The sequence below is a fragment of the Litorivivens sp. genome, assembly GCF_041624475.1.
GTDB lineage: Bacteria > Pseudomonadota > Gammaproteobacteria > Pseudomonadales > Spongiibacteraceae > Litorivivens.
In genome coordinates this window covers 105111-130406 of sequence record NZ_JBFJUX010000008.1, presented here as the reverse complement: position 1 = coordinate 130406, position 25296 = coordinate 105111, and the positions used below count along the sequence as shown (strand labels likewise).

Below are 25296 nucleotides of genomic sequence, written 5' to 3'. Positions count from 1 at the left end.
CCTACTTACCACTAACGTACTCGGCCGCGAGGGCCAGAGCCTTATCAATATTTTCGGGCTGGTCACCGCCGCCCTGAGCCATATCGGGACGGCCACCGCCTTTGCCGCCAACGGCCTGGGCCGCCTGCTTCATCAGCTCACCGGCCTTGAAGCGATCCGTCAGGTCTTTTGTCACACCTGCAGCCAGCGCCACCTTGCCCTCGCTTTCGGCGGCCAGCAACAGCACGCCGGATTGCAGCTTGTTTTTCAGCTGATCCATGCTGTCGCGCAGGGATTTGGCATCGGCGCCTTCAATCTTCACCGCCAGAACCTTCACGCCATTAACTTCAATAGCGTCAGCAGTCAGATCGCGGCTGCCGGCGGTTGCCAGTTTGGCTTTCAGGCGGTCAACTTCCTTTTGCAGTTCGCGATTGGTGCTGACCAGCTGGTTCAGCTTGCTGCCGAAATTCTCCGGTGTCGCCTTGATAGCCGCCATGGCACTGCCCAGCTGCTGCTGGTCGGCCTTCATGTCTGCCAGCGCGCCCTCCCCAGTCACCGCCTCAATGCGGCGCACGCCGGATGCCACACCGTATTCTGCGGTTATTCGGAACAGGCCGATATCGCCGGTGCGCGCCACGTGAGTGCCGCCACAGAGCTCAACCGAAAAGCCCTCGCCCATGCTCAATACGCGAACTTCGTCGCCGTACTTTTCGCCAAACAGCATCATGGCACCGGCCTGTTTGGCGCTGTCGATATCCATCACCCGGGTTTCAACGGCGGTATTGCGGCGCACCTCGGCATTGACCAAAGCCTCGATCTCCGCCAGCTGCTCCGCAGTCACCGCTTCAGGGTGGGAAAAATCAAAGCGCAGCCGCTCGGCATTCACCAGCGAGCCTTTCTGCGCCACATGATCACCCAGCACCTTGCGCAGGGCCGCGTGCATCAGGTGGGTGGCGGAGTGATTCAGGGCTGTCGCCTGCCGGATATCGGCTTTGACTTCGGCACTGACACTGTCGCCCACCTTTAGACTGCCACTGGCGATGCTGCCATGATGCAGATGGTGGTCGCCGTTTTTCTGGGTATCGAGGACTTCGAAACGGGTATTGCCATGAGTGATCAGACCCGCGTCGCCCACCTGACCGCCGGATTCGGCGTAAAACGGCGTCTTGTCGAGCACCACAATGCCCTGCTCGCCCTCGCTGAGCTTGTCGACAGCGTCGCCGTCCATAAACAGCGCGACAATCTTGGCGTCACCGACCAGTGAGTCGTAGCCGCAAAAGGTGGTTTCGCCCTTCAGATCCAGCTTTTCACCGGCCGCCATTTTAAAAGAACTCGCGGCGCGGGCGCGCTCGCGCTGTTGCTGCATGCAGGCCTCAAAGCCTTCCATGTCCAACGTCAGTTCTTTTTCGCGCGCAATATCAGCGGTTAAATCCACCGGGAAGCCGTAGGTATCGTAAAGCCGGAACACCGTTTCGCCGGGAATAACGCTACCGCTTAGCTCTGCAAGATCCTGTTCGAGAATGCGCATGCCCTGGTCCAGGGTTTTGGCAAACTGCTCTTCTTCGTTCAGCAGGGCTTTTTCAATGCGAGCCTGGCCTTTTACCAGCTCGGGATAGGCGTCACCCATCTCTTTGGCTAGCGGTGCCACCAGCTTGTGAAAGAAGGGGCCTTGGGCGCCCAGCTTGTCACCGTGACGCACAGCGCGGCGAATAATACGGCGCAGCACATAGCCCCGACCTTCATTCGAGGGCATCACGCCATCGCTGATCAGAAAGGCACAGGAGCGGATATGGTCCGCCACCACGCGCAGAGATTTGTTCTCCAGGTCGCGGGTATCGATCACCTCGGCCGTTGCGTTGATCAGGTTCTGAAACAGGTCAATTTCGTAGTTGCTGTGAACACCCTGCAAAACAGCCGCAATACGCTCAAGTCCCATACCGGTATCGATGGAGGGGTTGGGCAGGGGCGTGAGTTCACCGCTGGCATCGCGGTTGTACTGCATGAACACCAGGTTCCAGATTTCGATATAACGGTCGCCGTCATCATCGGGGCTGCCGGGCGGGCCGCCAAACACATCCGCGCCGTGATCGTAAAAAATCTCGGAGCTGGGGCCGCAGGGGCCGGTATCGCCCATCTGCCAAAAGTTGTCTTCATCCAGACGGGAAAAACGCTCGGGCGAAACGCCCATTTCCTTCAGCCAGATATCGGCGGCCTCGTCGTCGGACACATGCACCGTCACCCAGAGCTTTTCCGGTGGCAGCTTGAAGACGTCGGTCAGCAGCTCCCAGGCAAACTGGATGGCTTCGCGCTTGAAATAATCACCAAAGCTGAAATTGCCGAGCATTTCAAAAAAGGTGTGGTGGCGCGCGGTATAGCCAACATTTTCCAGGTCATTGTGCTTGCCGCCGGCGCGCACGCAGCGCTGGGAGCTGGCTGCCCGGGAATAGGGACGCTGATCATCGCCCAGAAAAACATCCTTGAACTGAACCATGCCCGCATTGGTAAACAGCAGAGTCGGGTCGTTGCCCGGCACCAGGGAACTGCTGTCCACAGGCGTGTGGCCCTTGCTCTCGAAGTACTTCAGAAAGGCGTCGCGAATTTCAGCGCTCTTCATTCAGAATCCCGTTTTTAAAACACAAAGTTAGATACCAAAAACCCGCCGATAGCGATGTTACATCGCCCGACGGGCATCTGGTCATTCAAAGGGTGGGAAGTATAGCGGAAGCTGCGGCGCTTGTATCGTCTGCAGCCCTTGCTATTTGTGGCTTTCAGCCAAGTTTTTCATCCGCCGTCAGCTGCCGGGCTTCCGACTCCAGCATCACCGGAATACCGTCGCGCACCGGGTAGGCCAAACCGCTGGCCTTGCAGATCAGCTCATCGCGCTCTTCGTTGTATTCCAGAGGCGCCTTGCTGACGGGGCACACCAGGATTTCCAGCAGTTTTTTGTCAATCATCAGTCTCTCGCCGGGCTCTCGCCCTTATTCCTTCGCCATCTGTTGCGGCATCGGCCCGACATGCAATACCGGGTCGAGCCTTACTTTGTACCAGTTCATGCGCCAATCCAGATGGGGCCCGGTAGCACGACCGGTTGCACCCACCTTGCCAACCACCTCCCCCTGACGGACCTGCTGCCCCTCCTTCACAGTCACCTCGCTGAGATGAATAAAGGTGGAAGACACGCCATAACCGTGGTCCATCACCAGTGTGCCGCCGGAAAAGTACATATCCGGATGCGCCAGTGTCACCGTGGCGTCCGCCGGGGCTACCACCGGTGTACCCGTCGAGGCGGCAACATCCACCCCGAAGTGGGGGCGGCGCGGCTCGCCATTATAAACACGCTGACTGCCGAATACACCCGTAATGGGGCCTTCAAGCGGCCAGATAAACGGGCCCGCAAAGGCCAGACTATCACTTACCACCCGGCGGGCTCTGGCGACCTGCGCATTTTCCTTGCGGATGCGTTCGAGCACCTCCGGCGGCGGTGTCACCGTATTCTGGGGAACACCTTCAATACGCTGAATATCGTACTGGCGCTGGCGGATTGCCAGACGCTGCTCCCTGCAGCTGTCACCCTTGCAGACTTTCAGCAGCGCCGAGGGCTTGGCGTCGCGGCCAAAACCAAACACAAAACGGCCATCGGGAGTCTGCTTGAGTTCCTTTTTTCCCAGCCAGACCCGCTCGCCGGGTTCGGCCTGACCTATCAGCAAGCCGCCTTGCGCCAGCTCACCGCTCAGTTCAACCGCCTGTGCCGCACTGAAAACCGTCAGCAACAGCAGCGTCAAAGCACTACGCATATTTCCCCTCGTGCAGAATTCATTACAATACAGCCGTTTTCAGGCCCCAGGAGCCAACATGAGCCGTTACCGACCACCGCGCCCGAAGGGGTCAGCTTACATTACCGCCGAGGGCGAAAGAACCTTGCGCGAGGAACTTCGTCAGTTGTGGAAAGTGGAACGGCCACAAGTAACCGCCGTAGTTCACGAGGCGGCGAAAAACGGCGACCGCTCGGAAAACGGCGACTATATCCAATAACCCCAGATAGGCATACTATTTAATTTAAAAAATTGATTATTAAGCATTTATTTAATAGTACACATACTCAACAAATATACTATTAGGCGTATTCGATGTCCGTGATACGCCATCGGACAGGTTCAGAATCAATTTGTATCTCTGCCCAATCACCAACCTCCTTCTTCAACAAGGCTCTCGCCATCGGAGAATCTATAGAGATATAGTCAGGGTGCTTAAAAATATCATCGTAACCCGCTATTCGAAATCGCAACTTTTCGCCCCGGTCGTTTTCCACACCGACCCAAGCACCGAAGAAAACCTTTCCGGCCTGCTCAGCCCTGTGCTCTACAACTTTGAGGTTCTCAAGTCTCCGTTTAAGGTAGCGAATCCGCCGGTCGATCTCCCTGAGCCTCTTTTTATTGTATTGGTAGTCCGCGTTTTCACTACGATCACCTTGGCCGGCAGCCCATGAAACCTTCTGGGTGACTTCGCGCCGTTCGACACGCCAAAGCTCATCAAGCTCACTTTTGAGCTCTTCGTAACCTTGTTTGGTGATAAGGGGTGTGTTCAAAAATAAAACCTCATAAAATATACGGAGTTAAGATCCTAACCCCCCTCCAGCATCTGACATCCAGGCCCTAATATGCTGCTTCTTCCACCGGTTTGGGGGGACACCTGGATCTGCGTGCTGATCCGCTCCTTCAAGGCGGGCACGTGCGAAATGACGCCGATCAGCTTGCCGTCCTGCTGCAGGCCCGCGAGGGTTTCCAAGGCGGTATCGAGGGCTTCCTCGTCTAGGGTGCCGAAGCCTTCATCCAGGAAGAGCGAATCCACCCGGACGTTCTTGCTCGCCATATGGGACAAGCCCAGAGCCAAGGACAGGCTGACGATAAAGCTCTCGCCGCCGGAAAGGTTCTTCGTGGAGCGAATCTCCCCCGCCTGATAGTTGTCGACCACGTTGAGCTCCAGAGGCTGAGCGTCGTCACGGATCAGCAAGTAGCGGTCTGTCATTTTCTGCAGTTGCCCGTTGGCATGACCAATCATCATATCGAAGGTCAGCCCCTGGGCAAAATTACGGTATTTCTTACCGTCGGCGGGGCCGATCAATTCGTGCAGGTTTTCCCACCTGCGACGCTCTTTTTTCTGAGCCTCGATAGCTGCCTGCTTTTCCTTTATCCGCTCTTTGATTTTTTCTAATCTCTCACCCAGCGCAACAAATTCCGGGTTGCCTAGGTGCTGACCTTACCCCCGGTTTAGTACCAAACGCCCGATGAGATTTTCATTATGCCGCCTTCTTCGCGAAAACGGCAGGTGTCATGTAATTAAGCGTGCTGTGTGGCCGCTCGTTGTTGTAGTGGTGGCGCCAGTCATCAATGATTTGCTGAGCCTCTTCCAGCGTACGGAACCAATGCTGATTCAGGCACTCCTGTCGGAACCGCCCGTTCAGACTCTCCACAAACGCGTTCTGAGTTGGCTTGCCCGGCTGGATGAACCCCAGCTTCACACCCGATTCTTTTTGCCAGAAGAACATGGCCTTGCTCGTGAATTCCGTTCCGTCGCAGGTGATTTGGTCAGGCTTTGAGCGCTGCGCGATCAGCTGGTCGAGAAATCGAGCGACCTGGTGTCCGCCGATGGAGTATGCAACTAGCTGCCCAACCAATTCCTTTGAGTAGTCGTCTTTTACGTTCAACACCCGAAACCGTCGCCCATTACTCAGTTGGTCAGAAACAAAATCCATTGACCAGCGGATATTGGCGCCCAGAGGCACCACAAGCGGCATCCTTGGCCGCTTTAGCTTCTTCTTGCGCCAGTGACGCAGTTGCAGACCTTCCTCAGAGTACAGCCGGTAGGTTCGCTTTCTGTTAACGACCAGAGACTCTGATTTCAGCATCCCATGCAGCATGGGATATCCAAGCCCATTGTGCTTTGCTGCTAGCTCTAAGAGGCGATGCCTGAACTTCTGATCCTGACGAACCACCGGTTGATACCTGAATGCCGTACGACTCACGCCCGATAGCTGGCAGGCTCGCCGCTCACTGAGTCGATGGTTATCGATCATGTGAGAGGCAACATCTTTGCGCGCAGCGGGCGTTACCACTTTTTTAAGAGCACATCCTTCATAGCTTCAACTTCAAGGAGCTTGTCTGCCAGCAGCTTCTTGAGCTTATTGTTCTCGGACTCGAGCTCTCGTAGGCGCTTGGCTTCGCTGACTTCCAATCCAGCGTACTTACTACGCCAGTTGTAGAAGGTGCCATTTGATATATTGAGCCTGCGGCAGATGTCTTCAACCTTGGCTCCGACATCATGCTCCTTGATGGCCTTGATAATCTGTTCTTCGGTGTAGCGCTTCTTCATTTTGAGATCTCCATCCCGCTAGGTTAACTGGAAATCTCATCAAGGTCAGGGCGCTAAATTTGGGTACAAGGTCAGTAGTGACGGGGGACGCGCCGCATCAGCCGAGATTGCTGGACATAACAATAGCTACATCCGCTCGCAGCCATACGTTAAGCACAAAAAATGAGAAATAGATTTATCCTGCTTCCCTCCAAAGCCATACTAAACTTTTGAATTTTCGTAGCGAATTTGCAGCATCGTCCACAATAACATAGGCGGCTGGTAGTACTACAAGCGTGAGGATGGTAGACGAAGACATGCCACCGATGACGAGAAAACCGACCGGATTACGGAGTTCAGAGCCGTCGCTATTAGCTAACGCCACAGGCACCATACCCAAGACAGTAGACAAAGCAGTCATTAGTACTGGCCGTAATCGCTGAGGGCCTGCACTCAAAACCGCCTCTCTCGACACTGCGCCTGCATCGCGGAACTGATTTGCTAGGTCTACAAGCAGGATGCCATTCTTCATGACGAGCCCCATGAGCGCAATAAGTGCAATTTGAACAAGAATGTTCAAGGGCTGGTTGAAAAAATAGAGCATCGTGAAGGCGCCTATAAAAGAGAGCGGCGCCGTGACCATTACAATTAGAGGTTGCATAAAGCTATTGAATAAACTCGCGAGGATCATGTAAAGCGACACGAGGGCTAAAACGAAGGCGAATATAATCGCGTCTGTGCTGTCCAGCATGCGCTTGGCTTGGCCAAGGAATAGACCGGAATAACCTTCTGGCAGGCCGACCTCGGCGATGATGCGGTCTAGCTCTTCTGTTGCAGTCCCGAGCGCGATGCCTGGTTGCGTGTTGGCGAAAATGCCGATTTTTCTGGATCGTGACTGGCGTTCAATCTGGGCTGGGCCTAATGCAAAGCGGAGATCGGCCACATTGGCTAGATCAATGAGCGACCTGTCCGAGGCCCGCGATTGAATGAGCTCGACCCAGCGCATGTCAGCGCGGTCGTCTTCCTCCATCTGGGCGCGCACTTCGATCCGCTCTCCGTTTTCCTCATAGGAAGTGACCTCCATCCCGCCCAGCATAATACGTGCGTTGTTGGCGAGGCCTTTAATCGAGACTCCTAAATCTGCGGCTTTGGCACGATCGACATCAATTTGTAGTTCTGGTCGGCCAATTCTGTAAGTAGAGTGTATATCCGCATAGATGTCGGTTTCTCGCATACGTCGCATGACCTCCTCGGTAAGGCGTTCCAGCTCCCCCAGATCTGAACCTGTCAATGCATATTCGACGTCAAAGGACGTCAGTCCGCCACCGGTCATAATCGGCATTTCAGAAACAGAGATCGTTTTGGCCTCAGGTATAACCCTGTAGAGTACTTCGCGCACTTCGGCCATTACGCCAAATTGATCCGACGGGCGATCTTTTTTGTGGACAAGTTTGACAAAATAACTAATCTCGTTAACGCGATCGGTCTGCTTGCCGCCGACGGTGAAGAATACGTTATCAACATGTTTTATCTTTGCAAGCTCAGCGGCGGCGCGCACCGCAAGCTCTCGCGATCGGGATATGCCTGCGCCTTGCTCCAGCTCTACGTCGGCGATGAACTCTGACCTATCGAGCGACGGGATAAAATCGATGGCCAAGCGTTGTGCGACGAGCACACCAGCCACCACAAAACCCAGCGCGGCTGCGACCACTAAATACCGATAGCGAATAGAGATGCCGAGTATTCGGCTATACCAGTTTTCCAGGCGTGACAGGGTTCGATCGATTCGGGAGCTAATGGCGCCTTTGTGCGTTTGTGGTTTTAAAATTCGCGCGCACAACGCAGGTGTAAGCGTGAGCGACACGAGCAGCGACACACCAATGGAAAACACTACCGTTAATCCATATTCACGGAAAAATCGGCCTATTACGCCTTCCATAAAAGCGATGGGCACGTAAACTGCCATGATTGCGATTGTCGACGCAATGACCGCACCGCCTACGCGATCAACCCCATGGGAGGCCGCGTTCACGGGGCTCATGCCGTCCTCTACGTCCCGCTGAATACTTTCAAGTACAACGATGGCATCGTCAACCAGAAGACCGATCGCCATGGCGAGCGCAATCAGGGTCATCATGTTGATGGTGAAGTCTGCGGTATAGAAGGCAAGAAATGTGGCTATCAATGCACATGGCATGGCGATAGAGACAATTAGCGTTGCCCCTATACTGAGTAGAAAGAACCAGGTGACGATAGCTACGAGACCGATGGCAAATATCATGTCCGCAAATGTGTCTCGAATACCGGCCTCGGTGAAGAGAGATGCATCTTGAGCTGTGACGATAATTGTTCCCTCTGGCGCTAAAGCCCGCACCTCATCGAGTGCCTCTTTTACGGCGTTGGCGACTTCGACGACGTTTGTGCCAGATTGCCTGCGAATATCAAGGGAAATGCCGATGCGGCCGTCTAGCTCCGCGTAGGTGCGCTCGTCTTCCAGCCCATCCTCGATGCGAGCCAGGTCACCGAGCTTTACAGGCAATTGGCGGTCAAAGCCGACGATGAGCTCTTCGAATTCGGGGACTGAGCCGACCTCGCCTTTCGTCTTCACGCCGAATTCACGATCTTTCATTCTGGTTTCCATGCGCCCGCCCGGTACGTCCACATGTTCTCGCTTTATAGCCTGAACCACTTCATCGGCGGTTAAGCCATAAGCGCGCAAGCGCTCTGCATTTAACCAAATTCGTATTTGCCGTTCACGTCCGCCGATTACAGTCACAGTTCCGACGCCGGCGACGCGTTGGAGGCGGCTCTTAACCGTATCTTCAGCGAATACTGTCAGCTCACTGATTGGTACTTTGCTTGCAATCATGACGGACAAAATCGGCGCAGATGCAGGGTCGACTTTCTCAACAGTGGGTGGTTCGATATCTAAGGGCAAGTTGCGCCGTGCAGTGTCCAGCTTGTCCCGGACGTCCTGGACCTTCACATCGAGGTTGTCTCCCATCTCAAATTCGAGAAAGACCTGCGACAGTCCTTCTGAGCTCACAGAGCGAAGCAGCTTGAGACCCGCTATGGTATTGACCTCTTCTTCAATAATATCAGTGACTGCGGTCTCAATAGTTTCCGGCGACGCCCCCTCAAGCGCCGTGGTTACAGATACGTACGGTATATCCAATTCGGGAAAAAAATTAACGCCTAAGCGCGTTAGCGAAATCGATCCAAGTACAACCAGTGCACCGCTTAGCATGGTTGCAAAGACCGGTTGTCTGATAGAGAGATCGGAAATCCACATCAGTTTTCCAATCCTTTTTGTCTGGTTATGACGACATCGTCAGAAACATCAGTAAGGTGCGAGCGCGGCAATACGCGCATGCCGGCCTCCAGTCCACTAAGCACCTCAACGGAATCAGTGTTGTAGTCACGTATTGTTAAGTGGCGTATTCTTTCCTTGCCATTCTCGTAGAGCAAGACATAGGGGTCGTTGGGCGGGCCACGCAATAAAGAACGGGGTAGAAGAACAACGTTGTGCGGCTTGGGAAAAATCTCCGCTCGCGCGAAAAGGCCCGGTTTGATTTTGTAGCCGTCATTGTTGACAACTGAACGTGCGTCAATCGACCGAGAGGCTATATCGATTCGATCTTTAATAATGTTAATCTCAGAATCAATTACATCCGGTATACCATTGATGCGGATTTTGACTTTCGCGCCTAACGTGATTTCGGGTAAGTACTTGGCAGCTATACTCCAGACGACTACGACAGGATCGGCCTTTTTTACCTGGACCACGGCCGAGTTCCCCATGCCAGAGGCTCGGCTTGAGATGAAAACGCCTTCGTCCACAAATCGTTCGGTGATGACGCCAGTGTAGGGCGCACGGACAATAGCGTCGTCTATACTCTGCTCGACTTGGGCGAGTTTTGAAGCGGTAATATCGACACGAGCTCTTGCAGTTTCTAAAGCGACCGCCGAGGTGTCAAATTGCGCCCCAGAAGCCACTCCCTTCTTGCGCAGATCGGACACCCGATTAAATTCAATCTGCGCATTCCGAGATTCGGCGGCGTATAAGGCGGATGAAGCAACCAGCTCCTGCAACTGCAACTTGAGCACTACATCTCGGGTTCGAAATAAAGCGTCGCCTTTATTCACCCGGTCGCCAACACGCACATAGATTTCCTCGATCGGCCCTTCAATCTGAGGGCCGATATTGCTGGTTTTTGCCGCCATTACGGTACCAGTTGCCAAAATAGGCATAACGACGTTTTCAGTAGTGACCGTATATAAGGCAGAATGAGACGGATGAGCACCCTCGGACGGCGGTACTTGCTCACTAAACTCGCTCTCTACCAGTGACGCCGCAATGACCGTACCCGTGTAATAAAGGACGATCAGCGCCAGCGACACAACAAAAATCGATTTGCTAGTTAGACGCAATGGGATGCCCCTTGCAATATTTATTCATGCATACTATAAGTCTACTTAATATATGTAAACAGAGTATTTTTCATGACGCGAGAGGACTTAGAGTTAAATCTGGGATACCTGCTAGATGATGCAGCACGTCTGATGAGGCGCGCCTTCGATGCTCGCATCAAACACTTGGGTTTGACGCGAGCACAGTGGTTTGTGTTAGCACAGCTTCACCGGGAGGATGGGCATACCCAGACTAATCTTGCAAAATTGGCTGACATGGATAGAGCCACGCTTGGTAAAGTTGTCGACCGGCTTCAGGAAAAGGGTCTGATCGAACGGCGTCCACACGCCGACGACAGGCGGGCCAACCTAATCTACATAACTAAAGCCTTTGATCGGCTGGTCGCGCCGATGCGTGCCGAATCAGTGCGACTATACTCAGACGCCTTGCGAGGTATTAATGTAAAGCAGTGCGAGCAATTCATCTCCATGCTAGCCAAAGTACGTGAAAATTTAACTCGTAAAACAGGGCCTGAAAATGAAGGGCTTGGCGGAATAGATTCGTTTATGCCTCGTGAGGTCAACTCCAGCGAACCGATCTGACAGTAGACGTGGAGCGAAAGGTGCGAGAGTGCTCGCATCGTTGCTATAGCCGACATGCCTGGAGCGCAGGATATTTACTTGAAAGCTAATCGTGGAAGGACGCATGTTCAATCTAGGAACAACGGACGTAGATAGCATGGAACAGTTATTCGATATGTTCTTTACAATTGGCACTCATCATGACCTTGGGCTGTCGCTCCAAAAGGTAGAAAACAATATCGTTGTTGTTCAGCTCCCGTTTCAGCATAAGCACGCTGACTCAATAGAAAATGGCAGTCTTCATACAAGCGCAATTGCGACAGCTGTTGATAGCGCTTGCGGCTGTGCGGTGATGCTTCATATTGGCAAACCGACCACAATAGCGACCGTAAATCTGAGAATCGACCATATACGTAAACCCGATCCCGGGCTAGGCCTGGTTGTTGAAGCTAGCTGCTATCAAACTGCTGACGACTTTATCTACGTTGGTGCAGCAGCCTTTCAAGAACATTCAAGAATAATGTGCTGCAACTCTATCGGGGTATTTAAATCTGACACACCGGGCCCCGTACTCAGCGCAAAACCACTGTAGGCGCGCATGATGATAAATCAGAGCATTATCGATTATCTTGGAGCGGCACCTTATGCGGGCAATTTCGGGACAGATATTATTGCATTAGAGCCTGAAATAGAATGTGTCACTAAGTGGCAAGACATTTTTACGGGGAATCCACTCTTAAGAGCCTGGCACGGCGGTGTAGTTTCGGGTGTTCTTGAGCTGACCGCGATGCTCGCCGTCATAAATTCTACTCAATCTCAAGATTGCGCATTGATTTCTATACAAACGAGCTATCTCCGTCCCGCTATGGGCGATAAGAACTTGTATAGTCGCGCAAATGTCGTTCGAAGAGGAAAACACATTCATACAATCAACGCTGTTGGATGGCAAAAATCTTGCGCTGAGCCGGTCGCAATAGCATCACTAGCGTTTGCCACAAAGTCGTAAGCAGACCTACCTTGTGTTTAACGATCTTGTCATTAGTATGGAGCATGAGGATTACCTTTGGTTTCGGTTGATTTCAGGTTTAGTCACCGTCAATCAAACCGGTAACCCTCACTTTTTCAAGGAAAGGTGTCAGGTCTAGTCTGAACTAATCTAAATAAACATTAAGTGGAAACCACGGCCACCAGCTCATAACTACGGCGACCGATGTTTTCGCTGAACGCGCACAAACACACACCCCGGAACTCGTGAAGTCAATTTTTGCGAATCATTGGCAACTTTAACCAACCCCGAAGCACTGGAACCGGGATGCGAACACCTTCTTCTGGTTTCAGCTGAAATCTGGGTAGCACGTCCACCAAATACTCAAAAGCAATTTGAGCTTCAAGTCTCGCCAATGCTGCGCCCATACAAAAATGAACACCTTTTCCAAGTGCCAGATGATCGTTAGGGTGGCGCTCTACAACAAAGCTATCGGAGTTTTCAAAATGACTCTCGTCCCTATTAGCTGAGGCAAACATTATCCAGACGTTGTCATTCTCCTTGAATTTCTTTCCCTTGTACTCAAGATCCCGGGTTACTCGACGGAAAAGGCCATTTACTGGCCCCACGTAGCGAAGTGCTTCTTCAACAAACTGCGGAATTAGTTCCTTATTATTCTGCAGTTTTTCGATAAGCTCAGGCTGGCCTTGGAGAACAACTGAAGCATTGGTTATCAAATTCGTTGTTGTCTCGTTACCAGCAATCCATAATAACTTACAGAACCCTAACAGTTCATTAGCTTTTAGCTGATCACCCTCGTCGTCTGCCAGCTTAACAAGCGACGATATCAGGTCATCCTCAGGGTTTGATCTCTTAGCATTAATGATTTCAGATAATGTTTCGTTCATTTCAGTTGTAGCTTTAATACGCTGAGTTTCTGTATAACTTCCTCCTGCCCCGATGCCCAATGCATCATTCCAGAATTGAAGCCGCTCATAGTATTCCAGTGGAATTCCCAATAGCTTTGCAATAACTGCAACGGGCAGTGGACTAGCAAAATCCTTGTACAGATCGATCCCAACACCTTTAGAATATTTTTCTTGTAGTTCAGAGATCAATTGATCCGCTATTTCGCGGACTTGAGTTTCCAATCGTGCTATTCGACGCGAAGTGAAACTTCTAGCAAATATAGAGCGCAATCTCGTATGTTCTGGCGGATCATTTTGAATCATTGGCAAAAAGCCGACAACATCTTCGGCAGTTGTGTCGTCTGAGCTTCTTAAACCGCCGCCAGGGCCGCTCGATGACGAAAAATCTTCTGGGCGCTTTAGAAAATTTTCTACATCCTCATAGCGAGTAACCACCCAGAAATTGAACTCCTTACTCCAGTAGAGTGGATCGCTCTCTCTTAGCTTTTGCCAGTACTTTTCCGGATAGTCGATATAATCCGGTGACATCATCGGAAGTAATTCTGCGGCCATTGGTATCTAGCTCCTGTTGTTATTTCCAAATTCTGGATTATTACGTCGATATTTTATCACCCGGAGGTTTAGGCGAAAATTGCAGCATCCAGGTAAATGATGGAGTTTTGTGATGCTATCTTACTGATCGAACTGATAACTCTGTGTTTAACAGCTTCAATCTTGAGCTTTTCTGGATGACGCTGCGCGCTCTCTTATCATGCCACCTTCCACAGCCAAACGATTCGCCCGGCGAATGACACCACTAGAAACACAGCTAAAAACGTCTCGAAGAAAACTACATTTAAAATATCCACCTGGAGGAAGAGCTTACGTAGATGCGCAGTGCTTACTTTCAACCGAAGTAAAGCCCTGATTCGTCGGAATAGACATAAGCTCCCTCAGGTTTACAATCGACTGCAAAGGTTCTTCAATCGACATCGAATTAACCAGGGACGCCGGAATAGGACCGCCCGGGTCAGTTAAGGATGTTAAAGAGACTTTAGTCGAGCAATCGCTCATTTTCTCTAGCTTCCATTCCTGCATTGACTGCACCATACGGATAGTGCCTTTCATGGCTGGAATGATGTCCAACTCGCTATCGGCCCTGTCAGTAATAGTGATGTTCTGTTTGTCTTCGCTGACAGTAACCTTTCTCGAATATATGGCGGATCGGTCAGTGATAGGCCAAGGAATATCCAGAACAATGAAGTAATAATTACTATCCGGTTTTCTTTGATGGACATGCCCCGCGGCTGAGACAATTTTGTTAATTTTCCCGTAGGACTCTAGATCAGTGATTATTTCTAACAAATCATTCATTGAGGCAGCTACTTCGCTAATAGCACGAACTTCTTTTATGTTCAATCCAGGAACTTCACGCTGGTACACAGTTATGCCATCTCGTTCTTTCACTTGCTCCCAGGCAGGGTATGTGGATGGACTGTCGGCCATCGCGCAGAATGTGGCTAACCAGAGGCCAAATAGAGGCGCTACTTTCTTATTTGCGATTGAAGCCATAAGCCGACATTTACAAACAGCTATTTTAGTATTCATAAATGATGTCCATGCCGTAAGTCCGTGTTTCACCCCAAATAACTGACCGATCACTATGCGGAATATTATCAATGGAGGTAATGACATATTCTTCGTCGGCAAGGTTTTTTCCCCACAAACCAAAGCTCAGCGTGCCAAAATGGCTAACTGGCACCCGACTCATACTTAGACGGCCATTCCATAATCCGTAGCTGTTACTAAAAGTATTTTCTACATTTGCCAAGCGCGGACCGCCGTTACGCCTATCCATAAAGTTGTAGCTCAAATTTAATGATAGCTCGCCCCAATCAGTCGCGGCTATAGCCCAATCGGCAGCCACAGTATAGCTGTGCTCAGGAGCCGAGAAGAAAACAAAAGTGTCTGTTACATCATTCCCGGCTTTATCTTCCGCCTTAGTAATTTCGGCATCAAGGTAGGCGTAGTTGAGCATCAATATGAGATTCCGAGTTGCGACGAATGTGATATCGGTCTCCAAGCCTCTCATTGTCGCCTCGCCAGCATTCGTTACCTTGGTGTCTGCTATCGTGCCAGCTAGGACGAAGTTAAGCTGCATATTATTGTATTCACTGTAAAACAGATTGCCATTGACACGTAAGCGGCGCCCCATCAACTCGCTTTTGATACCAGCCTCAACAGAATCTACGTGCTCCGACTCAAAACCATCTGTAAAGCCGAAACCGTAGACAATGCCATCAGCTGCAGGCTCGTCGGTGTCATCGCCGCGCCCTTCATCGGCAAATACGCCCGATTGCGTTCCGGTAGAGCCGCGCTGCGGATCGCGGGTATTGAATCCGCCTGACTTGTAAGCCTGAACATACTTTCCGTAGAGATTGCTATTTTCGGAGAGGTCATATTCGGCTACGAAGCTAAAGGAGCTATCAGTAAAATCCTTCGATGCATTAATATTGTCAAAGGCACGGTCGCCCGGCACCAGGAAATCAATCTGCGCGAGAACGGGCGCCAAGACCCCTATATTTTGCACATCTACTGCTTGGTTCAAGGTACCAATTTGCAGATAGGTTTTATCGGTCTGATTTTTTATTGCCGCTCTGGAATCTTTAGAGTAGCGACCTCCAATGGTTAAGCTCAGCCTGTCATCCAGAATGCCAGGCGTCCATGTAAATTGACCGAACAAAGCCCTAGCGGTATTTTCGACTTCGTAGTGTTGAGAAAGCATATTGACGATTGAAACATCACCGAGAGAAAGCACAGTGCCAATCACTGGCGCTAATACTGGCTCCAGAAGTGGGAGAAGAGTGTCACTCAGCTCGGAGCTAAACTGGTGGTGCAGCGGTGAGTTGTCTTCGACTGCCTCTTCTTCAAAGTAATAAGCCCCAAAGATATAATCCAAAGATTCGTTAAATAACGAACCGATAAATTGTAGCTCATGAGAAATCTGTTCCTGAGATATCTGTGGCACAACCAAGGGTAAACAATCCTCTCCAGTTTGCGCTCTCACGGCCGGGCCACAGTACTCATGTGAATCTGTTCGGTAGCGGCCCGAACCTATACCTCCGCCGAGGTCTGCGTAAGATGCGTCATATAGTTCCCGGTATGCGGCGATATATTTCACCTGAACGTTGTAAAAATCTTTTGTTAATATGACCGAGTGCCCTTCAATTTCGGTTTCTGATGTTTCCATAGGGCGAAATGATGCCATCGAGTCAAAGCGGTCGTCGCTATACTTGGATTGCGTGACAGAAAACTCTCTCACCGGCTCAGCCTGCCCTTTATTATTTTCAGCAGGGCGGATCGCTTGATATATGTAGTTGATGTACTCGTATTCCGACTTGTCGTAGGCGTAGTCTACGGTCATGGAGTCATTGACGTCCCAACGGAAGTCCAATCGATAACCTTCGACTTCGCGGTCACCAAAATCGCCCCCGGGGCCCGTATTCTCGATAAAGCCGTCTCTCCTTGTTGCCAGGTAAGCAACTTTGGCAGCTAAAGTATCGCCAAGGGGTATGTTGGCGCTCGTTTTGGAACCGAACTGATTGCGATTTCCGAAAGTGAGCTTTTCTTTGAATTCAAAGGACTCTGTGGTGGGACGCTGGGTGACCAAGTTAATTGCACCACCGGTGGTGTTTCGACCGTAAAGTGTACCCTGAGGGCCTCGCAATACCTCAATGCGTTGTAGTTCTGCCACATCGAGTGCGGTACCAGTAGAACGCGCTATGTACACGCCGTCTACGTAGACACCTACCGGCGGGTCTTGAGTAACCTGTACGTCAGCGATGCCAACACCACGGATAAATATACGTAAAGTTGCGTTATTGATCGGGAATGGTTCGATAGTCAGGCTGGGTACTTTCGAGCCGAGATCATTCAAGCTATTAATGCCGTCGATCTCAAGGCGCTCTTCCCCGAAAGCGGTTAACGAAATTGGCGTTTCCTGAAGTGACTGTGACTTTCTCTGGGCTGTAACTACAACCTCTTCTAGCTCTAAGGAATTACTGCCTTCTTGGGCGTAAGCCTCCAAGGAAAACGAGCTGGCAAGTAGACCACTCCCCACTGATACAAGTAGTAACTTCTTCAAATTGTTCTCCCATGGCTTTTTTACTATCAAACTCACGGGCAACCGAATACACAAATTGCCGAGATTGCCACTCCGAGTTAAGGTCGCTCAAACTTATCGAAACCCATCAATCAAGGCGCCCTTACTATTGCGATCTTTATATTGAGGATCAGAGTACTCAAGATCTCTAACGATGAGGGAAATTCAGACCCGAAAGGTCAGTTGCTTTGCCGCCTCTACCTCGCTATAAGGTATCAATAACTTTCGGACACCAAAATGTAGCAATATGATCAAATGATGGATGTATGTGATTGATGCTGCTGCGACGTTTTCCAATTGAAATGATTTATTCTGGGTGCAATTACATCACTGCAAAGCTACCATTGACGTGAATATAAATGGAGGCCTTGCAGTACGATTGCAATCAATCTCGCATAAGTATATGACACCCTCGATCTAGGATACTTTATCACTCCGACTGCAGCCGGCGACAACAAGACTGGTATATTCCGTGGACCAGAGCGTTACGAAATTGAAGGTCAAATATTCTCGGATTTTAGATCCCAGCCTGAACCGTGATTAATCGCCATCAAGCGCCGACGGAGAAGTAGGGAATCAGTGCTGAGAGCTCAGGTCGAATAATCGAGCAAAGGGGTAGGCTGTAGCCGCCGGTTCTCTACGACGGAATATTCGCCACCAGAACGTCGCCGCGCGCTCTGTTAATTTCGCTATGGAACGCGGACTATCCTCAGGATTGCAAGTCGAAATGGCATCGACACCAGCTCGACTTAAAAGTTGATGCCGCCAACCTTGATTTAGACTTGGAAGTACAGCTTATGAAAATTGAGAGTTTCCATGTAGATTTAGTCAGTTGCGAATACGTTTGGGTCGACAAAAATGTTGGCAAAGTTCCAATGAACACTAAAGAGTGGTGCCTATACTACAATGCCGAGGTTACAGCGGCTCTCCAGCATGAAAGCCGCCAAATACTTCTAGAGCCAAACTTTATTTATTTAATACCGCCGAACACCGAGGTATACGGCACTTTACTTTCGTCGTCATTCCAATTAGTTCTCTTCTTTCATTTGCCATCCTTTCATATTGATTTAGAACCAGGTGTCTATAAGTCTCCTGCGATTGATATCGTGATTGATCGCGCCACACGCCTCAGTTCAATGGAGAAAAATGAGCGGTACGGATTGATTGGACAGCTTTATAGCAACCTTCTGGTTAGTTACGTTTTAAGCCAACTGGACATCGCGCTATTTAAACGGACAGCAATCGATCGACGCATCCAGAAATCTGTTAGCTACCTAAACCGATCTTACACAGAATGTATCGCAATAGAGGACCTTGCCAAGCGCCAGAATATGACAAGAGAATCTTTTAGTCGCTTGTTCAAGAAAGAGTTAGGAAGACCACCATTCGAATACATCGTCAACTTAAGAATGAACAAAGCACGCTTACTGTTACAGAATTCGAACCAATCCATTAAATCAATCGCCAATGTGGTGGGCTACAGCGACCAATACAATTTCTCCAGGTTATTTAAAAAATACTACGGCATGTCACCAAAAGCTTACAGGTTATCTCACCCAAAAGAGTAAACGCTGCGCGAACGATTCAGCCGCCCATTTAGCTCCACCTATTCACTGCGAAGGAAGACCACCGCATTCTGATCGGATGACGCTGCAACCGACTCGGCGATCAGTAATTACGCGATAGAAGCGAGTTAGGAGCTGCGCCATAAGCTACTCGTCTCGCCCAACACTCCGCGTCACAGAGATCCATCATTATATCAAATGCTTCTATTTTTTCGAGATTGGCTTGCTGCTAGTTTAGACAGGCGGATAAAGAACTTAATGCTAGATGGAGACTTGGAGATGTGCGCAATGCTCGTGTGTGTCTTACGCATTTTTTGGCCGAAGTCAGGAAATGGGTTTTAAAGCAAAGGAGTGCAATTTGAACGAGAAGGCCACACTGCCCTAACGACCTGACAAGCGAAGCCGCCTAATAGGCTTTTATAAGGCACATCACAAGATTTGTTGTGCCCGCCCATCACAACCCCCCTAACCAGGTAATATTTTATATTATGAGCATTGCGGAATTTAACAACTACAAAAATGCTTCGGACAACTCTGACCTGAAGCACATCCCTGGTTCATATGGCCGCCCGTTTATAGGCCATTATTTCGATATGGTGAACGATCTTTACGGCACCATCGACAGGCAGTATTGCCGCTACGGGCCAGTGTCAAAACTGAGCGTAGCGTACCTAAAGGGTGTTCTGCTGGTCGGGCCAGATATTTACGGCGAAGTGTATCTCGACAAGAACAAAAACTTTTCGGCCGAGATGGGCTACTCTCGCACTCTTGGTCGTTTCTATAAGGGTGCGCTGCTGCTCCGAGATCATAACGAACATCGCCTCCAGCGTCGCATTATGCAGAGCGCGTTTAAGACCGAAGCCATGCGCGGATACTTTAGTACAATGGGCCCGATGATTCAGGACGCAGTTGAAAGCTGGGACGGTCGCAAGGATCTCCTGTTCTTTCCAGCCATAAAGCGAACGCTACTGGACGTGGCCGCTAGAATATTTGTGGGATTGGATAAAAACGACGAACGAGCCAACAACTTAAATCGAGCCTTTTTGGATATTGCCACTGGTTTGATGGGGTTTGTTGCGAAAGAAATTCCTGGGACCAAATACGCGAGAGGGAAAAAGGCCCAGCGATATCTACAGGATTTCTTTGGTTCGCTGATCGAGGAAAGGCGTTACGGCGATGGTATCGACACATTCAGTTATTTCACGCGGGAAAAAACCGAGAACGGCGGGTATTTTAGCGACGACGACATCATCGCACATATGAGCTTTCTGCTCTTCGCAGCACACGACACCACCACTAGTGCCCTCAGCCACTTAATGTTGCATCTGGGGGAGAATCCGGAGTGGCAACAGCGCCTGCGTGATGAAGCGATGTCGATCGATAAGGATTTTCTTGATTACGACGATCTGGATAAGATGCCATATACCGATGCGGCGATCAAGGAAACATTACGACTTCATCCATCAGCTATGGTTGCGCAACGGCGAACTATTCGCGACTGCGAACTCGGCGGACACTTCATCCCCGCAAACACTATTCTGTTCCTAGTTCCCCAGTACAACCATCGTATGGCCGAGTATTGGGATAACCCTCACTCATTCGAGCCTGACCGCTGGCTGGATCCTCGCAATGAGCACAAGCGACATCCCTTCAACTTCGTCGGGTTTGGTGGTGGCGCCCACAAATGCATCGGTATGCATTTTGCTCTGATGCAGTCCAAAACCTTTGTGCACCAGTTTTTACCTCGCTACAAATTCACGTTAACGGCCGACTCTGGCAAACGGCTCCAGACTGTGCCACTGCCAAAACCGGCTGATGATTTACCAATTAAACTGAAGCGCATAAGGTAATACATCGGTATGCGCCGATAGGTTTCCGAGAGTCACAAATAGATCACTATCGACGACTTATGAATACAAGCGCAGCGGGAACGCTAGATTCAATATTGACTGGCTTTGCCAGCGCCTGACATTGTCAATGTGCATCACATAAATCCATTAAACGGTCATATCAACTAATTTATAGTTCCAACATCAGCATCTATTATAAAAATAAATGTTTTACATAGTTACGTGTGGAAAGAACGATTAAGCATCTACCATACCTCAATAACGTCGTAAAACTATAAACACGACATTATTAGACAGGAGAAAATATATGAACACGATCGAAGCCATCGACTTTCACTCAAAGAAAGTTGATTTCGACCTTAATTTAAGCACTTGCGAAGCCTGGTGCGACACAAGACATATGAGGGTTTTCTGGGAAGCTGTCTCTCTAATAACACCCGCAGCTGAGAAGTATATTATGCGCTCAGTATTGGCTTATAAGAATGATCCAATTATTAAGGATAATGCCTGGCTTAAGATTTTAGTTGACGAATTTATAGAACAGGAGAGGGAGCACACTGTAGTTCATGTGAAGCTAAATAAGGCGCTAGGTATAAATGATATAGGCGAAAACTCCAATCTAGAAAAAACGATGCGCGGGCTAACTTCGAATCTATCTATTCTAGATAATCTAGCTATTGCGGCTGCATTGGAGCACCTATTTTTCTCCGTAATTAAATTAACGTTTATAGACACTGGATTCTACAAAGATGAAACCGTCGATAAAAGGGTGCTAGATGTATTTAAATGGCATTGGTGCGAGGAACTAGAGCATCACTCGGTGACCATTAGCCTGCTGTCTCAGCTTGATAACTCCTACAAAACACGCATAGGTGCTGCGTTCAATATAGTGTCCAAATTTATTCCAGATTGCTGGAAAATAATTCTTGAGGTCGAGAAGTTGTACTCTCCTACGCACTATCGCTTCAATGCAACGGTCGATACGCTAAAACTGTTAAATTACTTTAGGAAGGGTGTTGGTGTCTCGTCAAAATTTTTCGACCCTACATACGACGTGATTCCAGCTGGAAAATGGTCGTGGAGTTATATCGAACAGTGGCGAAAATCACTTGGTGTTGACGAGGAAGTAAAAGTCAGATCTTGAAATGCAGAAGTCCAAACCTGACCTGACCTGACCTGACACATCCTTTTTAAAAGGAGAAAGTTACCCTTTTTGATAAAGGTGTCAAATCTTATATCAAAACAAAAGGTAACTCACACTATCCATGCTGACCTTAAGGGACTATGGCAACAAATCCCCCTAAAGGTGACGGACGCCGGAATGGAACAGTTCTTGGACGATCCCAAACGAAGACTCCATCCGGCAACTATATCTAGCGAGACACAACGACTAGTCGATTTATGGATGTAAAAACCTCCAATAAGTGTCCCTTCAAGGGCGTACGGAAAGAAAGTGACTGAGGAGACGACTAGTGATTGATATTTCGTTTGAAATAAACGGCAGAAAGGTATCGCCTCGAAATATTGGAAGCGCACTGGAATCAGCTTTTGTAGAGTCATTACAGCAGTCCATTACCAAGGCGGTAGGTTCAGCCCGATGCCCTGAACATGACCAGAAGCCAAAGATTAAGGTCAAGGGCCGCAACCTCGACTCCCTGAATTTTGAGGTTTCGGGATGCTGCGAGCAACTGATTGAAAACGTGAAGAAGAAACTCAAATAATTAGGTGGAGTTATGAACGGACCTACGCACCAATTTGCTGGCGCCGTTGCAGCTTTCGCGATCGCACAGCATGACTCAAAAAACAAGACAACACCTTTGCATCATCCGGCCGTTGCAATACCCATTGGCGCATACCTGGGCGAGCTACCCGACATGATCGAGCCCTCGCTGGGCAACGCTCACCATCGGCAGTTTTTCCACAGTTTAACAGTGCTAGGGTTATTGGGAGTAGGCATGCACAAAGTTTATCGCTGGGATCCGCAGGATAACGTTAAACAGCTTTTGCGGGGCCTGCTTTTGCTAGGCGGGGCAGCTTATCTCAGCCATTTAGCCCTTGATGCATTGACGAGTCGACCGCTTCCCATCCTGGGAAAGATTCGCTGACAAGCCGATACTCTCAGCGACTCAGGAACATATGATTACGGGGCGCACACCGCCCCCTTCCCGATGGCTTACCGCCATCCAACAAAAAAGCAGCATTTTAATATTCTCTAACCGCGATGTTTGGTGGAAAGCGCCATTGAAGTCAGGACAAGTTCGAGCCCTTCATGCGGATCGACTCCTAAGGCCCGACAGTATTCCACATACTCAATGATGTCGATGCGGCGTCGATCCTGCTCCATTTTGCCTAGCACAGAATGGTGCCGGCCTACCAACGTAGAAGCAGCACGTAGCGACAAGCCTTGTTCTTCACGCTTGGCCCTGAGCCAAGTGCGAAGCTTGTAATAATGTTGTGAATAGGCAGATGGCTTCATTGTCTCGATAGTAGAGACAATGTAGAATGTCGCGAAATTCGAGACACTCAGCCTTCTAGACGCGCCTATGAAACCACTCCGCATCCACCCGGAGCTGCTCTTCCTTTTGCAATCAGATCAGCTCGACACCTTTACAGTGCCGGAGTTGACAGCTGCCTATATGGCCTTACCCGCGCGCTCCCAGAAAACGGCGAAAGCCTGCCGTCAATTCGTGTACCGCAATGTATTGCGCCTAACAGAGAAAGGGGTATTACAACGTGTTGAACGCAGCGACGGCCGGCCTCGTTATCGGTACGTTGGGGCTGAACAAGAAGGGCACCTGAAATCCGAGCACAATCAGCCACCCTCGGGTCATCACAATGCCAGGAACGAGACCGAGCTGCGTAGCCTCCACGACAAACTACACCGCTATAACCGGGAAATCCTGGCGGTCATCGGTGAAACCGAGGAATACGATGCCCTATGCAGCGAATTCCCGGAGCTACGCAGTTCCGTTCAACAACGTTACAACGACGCGCGAGACCGCTGCACCAAAATGCTCGGCAGGGTACGAGCACTGGAATTCGTGATCGCCGATCATCTTCCGGCCACCCAATCATGACTCTTCGACATTGGCAGGCTGAGTGCATCACTCGGGCGTACCAAGCCTATTGTGGTGGCCAGCCGCACTTCCTGTGTCTAGCCACGCCAGGGGCAGGTAAGACGTGGATGGCTTCCGCTTTGGCCAAGCGTTTGATGGACGCAGGCTTGGTTGACCTGGTGGTTTGTTTCGCCCCCTCAGTCATCGTGGCAGACGATTTTCGGACTGAGCTGGAAACCCAGTTTGAGGAATCCTTTGACGGCCTGCTTGGCTCACGCGGACGCACCCTGACGTACCAGGCGATGCTGAGCATCAACGACAGCTTCTGGGACCTGTTCCGACGCCAGCGGGTATTCGCGATATTTGACGAAATACACCACTGCGCCGGGCAAACGCCGGAGACAGCAAACGCCTGGGGCGAACGGGTCATTTCGCGAGTTCAGGGGCAGGCCGCCTATACGCTGGCGCTCACCGGAACACCTTGGCGTTCCGACGCCATCCCTATCGCGCTGTCATACTACTGCCGGGATAATGGCCAGATCCACTGCGACTACAGGTACGGATTGGCGCGAGCGATCGCCGATGGGGTCTGCCGGTCGCCACAGCTGACCATCGTCGACAACGACCGAATAACGATCCAGCGCCGTAATGCCCTCGACCGGTACGCAAATTTTCGCGAACTGCTTGCAGAAAGCGAGTGCACCTACCAGCAACTGTTGGAGACTGAAGCCCTCATCACATACATCCTTCAGCAGGCTAATCATACTCTGACACGAATACGCGCGACCTCGCCAAATGCCGGCGGACTGATCGTCGCGGCCTCAGTGTCTCACGCACATTTTATCGCTGATCTTTTGGTGCGCACATGCGGTGAGAGCGCAGCCATTGCCACTTATCGTGAAGATGACCCGCTAGCGACGATCCGAAGCTACAAGCGCAACCGTGATAAGTGGATTATATCTGTGGGCATGATCAGCGAAGGCACTAATGTTCCCCGCCTGCGCGTCTGCTGTCACCTCACGCGCGTAAAAACGGAATTATATTTTCGACAGATTCTAGGGCGGATCTTGCGCGCCAACGGGCTCAGCGGTGAAAAAGGTTACCTCTACATGCCTGCAGAACCGACGCTAATCGAATATGCCGAGCGCTTAGCCGAGGATATTCCGACCGTCCAGCCGGTGAAATTTGAGGTCATGCGCCCCACACGCGGCGGCGACCTGCCTTCACCCTCACGACAAAAGAACCCTCCGGCACAATCTGATATGCGAATAATTTTTGGAACAAAGTTTGCCACTCCTGTACAACCCACTGTAGACCAATCCCAATCCATAGCGCCTTCAACGTTGCGGGAATCCTACGAATTGACTTTAAATATGTTCGGCCGCTTTCATCGGGAACTATTGACCATCAATGGCCTAGACTCCGAATAACACCATTCCGATTAAGCAACA

21 protein-coding genes and 2 pseudogenes are annotated in these 25296 nt (G+C 50.4%); 11 read left to right on the top strand and 12 right to left on the bottom strand.

The window, feature by feature from the left end; translation table 11 throughout:
- Position 1: 1 nt before the first annotated feature.
- The 3 genes from alaS to ABY734_RS10550 form a co-directional block, all read right to left on the bottom strand.
- Positions 2-2593 carry an alanine--tRNA ligase gene (gene alaS / locus ABY734_RS10560; RefSeq protein WP_372779050.1) on the bottom strand — a complete coding sequence of 864 codons (2592 nt, stop codon included), beginning with the start codon at positions 2591-2593 and terminating at the stop codon, positions 2-4.
- A gap of 154 nt (positions 2594-2747) precedes the next feature.
- Entirely contained in the window at positions 2748-2933 is a 186-nt protein-coding gene (locus ABY734_RS10555) for a Trm112 family protein (protein WP_372779049.1), read from the bottom strand.
- 24 nt (positions 2934-2957) lie between these two features.
- Complete coding sequence (locus ABY734_RS10550) at positions 2958-3773, bottom strand: M23 family metallopeptidase (protein ID WP_372779048.1); 816 nt, start codon at positions 3771-3773, stop codon at positions 2958-2960.
- 58 nt (positions 3774-3831) lie between these two features.
- On the opposite strand from ABY734_RS10550, the pseudogene ABY734_RS10545 reads away from it, so the two are divergent.
- Positions 3832-4005: pseudogene (locus ABY734_RS10545) on the top strand (transcription elongation factor GreB); the annotation flags it as partial.
- Between the two features lie 88 nt (positions 4006-4093).
- Here ABY734_RS10545 and greB read toward each other — a convergent pair.
- From greB to ABY734_RS10520, 5 genes and pseudogenes are all read right to left on the bottom strand, one after another.
- Complete coding sequence (gene greB, locus ABY734_RS10540) at positions 4094-4564, bottom strand: transcription elongation factor GreB (protein ID WP_372779047.1); 471 nt, start codon at positions 4562-4564, stop codon at positions 4094-4096.
- Positions 4565-4599: 35 nt separating this feature from the next.
- Positions 4600-5178, bottom strand: a pseudogene (locus ABY734_RS10535) (SbcC/MukB-like Walker B domain-containing protein); the annotation flags it as partial.
- Between the two features lie 97 nt (positions 5179-5275).
- Positions 5276-6348, bottom strand: a protein-coding gene (locus ABY734_RS10530; RefSeq protein ID WP_372779045.1) for an IS3 family transposase whose coding sequence is annotated in 2 segments (ribosomal slippage) — positions 5276-6099 and positions 6099-6348 — 1074 coding nt in all. Because the reading frame shifts where the segments join, the coding sequence is not laid out codon by codon here.
- Positions 6349-6523: 175 nt separating this feature from the next.
- Complete coding sequence (locus tag ABY734_RS10525; RefSeq protein WP_372779043.1) at positions 6524-9619, bottom strand: efflux RND transporter permease subunit; 3096 nt, start codon at positions 9617-9619, stop codon at positions 6524-6526.
- A complete protein-coding gene (locus tag ABY734_RS10520) occupies positions 9619-10758 on the bottom strand; it encodes an efflux RND transporter periplasmic adaptor subunit (RefSeq protein WP_372779042.1) in 1140 nt (379 codons plus the stop codon). The genes ABY734_RS10525 and ABY734_RS10520 overlap by 1 nt, the downstream gene beginning before the upstream one ends.
- A 72-nt stretch (positions 10759-10830) precedes the next feature.
- Here ABY734_RS10520 and ABY734_RS10515 point away from each other — a divergent pair, with 72 nt between their 5' ends.
- The 3 genes from ABY734_RS10515 to ABY734_RS10505 all read left to right on the top strand — a co-directional run bounded on the left by ABY734_RS10515 (position 10831) and on the right by ABY734_RS10505 (position 12325).
- Positions 10831-11340, top strand: a complete 510-nt coding sequence (locus ABY734_RS10515) for a MarR family winged helix-turn-helix transcriptional regulator (RefSeq protein ID WP_372779041.1) — start codon at positions 10831-10833, stop codon at positions 11338-11340.
- Between the two features lie 103 nt (positions 11341-11443).
- A complete protein-coding gene (locus ABY734_RS10510) occupies positions 11444-11911 on the top strand; it encodes a PaaI family thioesterase (protein WP_372779040.1) in 468 nt (155 codons plus the stop codon).
- 6 nt (positions 11912-11917) lie between these two features.
- Complete coding sequence (locus tag ABY734_RS10505) at positions 11918-12325, top strand: PaaI family thioesterase (protein ID WP_372779038.1); 408 nt, start codon at positions 11918-11920, stop codon at positions 12323-12325.
- A 251-nt stretch (positions 12326-12576) separates the two neighbouring features.
- On the opposite strand, the gene ABY734_RS10500 is transcribed toward ABY734_RS10505, so the two are convergent.
- The 3 genes from ABY734_RS10500 to ABY734_RS10490 all read right to left on the bottom strand — a co-directional run bounded on the left by ABY734_RS10500 (position 12577) and on the right by ABY734_RS10490 (position 17356).
- The gene (locus ABY734_RS10500; protein ID WP_372779036.1) at positions 12577-13785 is read right to left on the bottom strand and encodes a cytochrome P450; all 1209 of its coding nucleotides are present in this window, start codon (positions 13783-13785) and stop codon (positions 12577-12579) included.
- Positions 13786-14094: 309 nt separating this feature from the next.
- Positions 14095-14820: an START domain-containing protein gene (locus ABY734_RS10495; protein WP_372779034.1), complete on the bottom strand. Its 726-nt coding sequence runs from the start codon at positions 14818-14820 to the stop codon at positions 14095-14097.
- On the bottom strand, positions 14810-17356 hold the full coding sequence (locus tag ABY734_RS10490) for a TonB-dependent receptor (protein ID WP_372779033.1): 2547 nt from the start codon (positions 17354-17356) through the stop codon (positions 14810-14812). The genes ABY734_RS10495 and ABY734_RS10490 overlap by 11 nt, the downstream gene beginning before the upstream one ends.
- Positions 17357-18171: 815 nt before the next feature.
- Here ABY734_RS10490 and ABY734_RS10485 point away from each other — a divergent pair.
- The 5 genes from ABY734_RS10485 to ABY734_RS10465 all read left to right on the top strand — a co-directional run bounded on the left by ABY734_RS10485 (position 18172) and on the right by ABY734_RS10465 (position 22894).
- The gene (locus ABY734_RS10485; RefSeq protein ID WP_372779032.1) at positions 18172-18942 is read left to right on the top strand and encodes a helix-turn-helix transcriptional regulator; all 771 of its coding nucleotides are present in this window, start codon (positions 18172-18174) and stop codon (positions 18940-18942) included.
- 485 nt (positions 18943-19427) lie between these two features.
- Positions 19428-20789, top strand: a complete 1362-nt coding sequence (locus tag ABY734_RS10480; RefSeq protein ID WP_372779031.1) for a cytochrome P450 — start codon at positions 19428-19430, stop codon at positions 20787-20789.
- 307 nt (positions 20790-21096) lie between these two features.
- Positions 21097-21933 carry a metal-dependent hydrolase gene (locus tag ABY734_RS10475; RefSeq protein ID WP_372779029.1) on the top strand — a complete coding sequence of 279 codons (837 nt, stop codon included), beginning with the start codon at positions 21097-21099 and terminating at the stop codon, positions 21931-21933.
- 328 nt (positions 21934-22261) lie between these two features.
- Complete coding sequence (locus ABY734_RS10470; RefSeq protein WP_372779028.1) at positions 22262-22510, top strand: hypothetical protein; 249 nt, start codon at positions 22262-22264, stop codon at positions 22508-22510.
- A 12-nt stretch (positions 22511-22522) separates the two neighbouring features.
- On the top strand, positions 22523-22894 hold the full coding sequence (locus ABY734_RS10465; protein ID WP_372779026.1) for a metal-dependent hydrolase: 372 nt from the start codon (positions 22523-22525) through the stop codon (positions 22892-22894).
- A 107-nt stretch (positions 22895-23001) separates the two neighbouring features.
- Here the strand turns inward: ABY734_RS10465 and ABY734_RS10460 are convergent, their stop codons facing one another.
- Positions 23002-23265, bottom strand: a complete 264-nt coding sequence (locus ABY734_RS10460) for a helix-turn-helix domain-containing protein (RefSeq protein WP_372779025.1) — start codon at positions 23263-23265, stop codon at positions 23002-23004.
- 67 nt (positions 23266-23332) lie between these two features.
- On the opposite strand from ABY734_RS10460, the gene ABY734_RS10455 reads away from it, so the two are divergent.
- A complete protein-coding gene (locus ABY734_RS10455; protein ID WP_372779024.1) occupies positions 23333-23866 on the top strand; it encodes a hypothetical protein in 534 nt (177 codons plus the stop codon).
- Positions 23863-25275 (top strand): DEAD/DEAH box helicase, encoded by a 1413-nt coding sequence (locus ABY734_RS10450; protein WP_372779023.1) that lies wholly within the window; start codon positions 23863-23865, stop codon positions 25273-25275. The genes ABY734_RS10455 and ABY734_RS10450 overlap by 4 nt, the downstream gene beginning before the upstream one ends.
- Positions 25276-25296 lie beyond the last annotated feature (21 nt).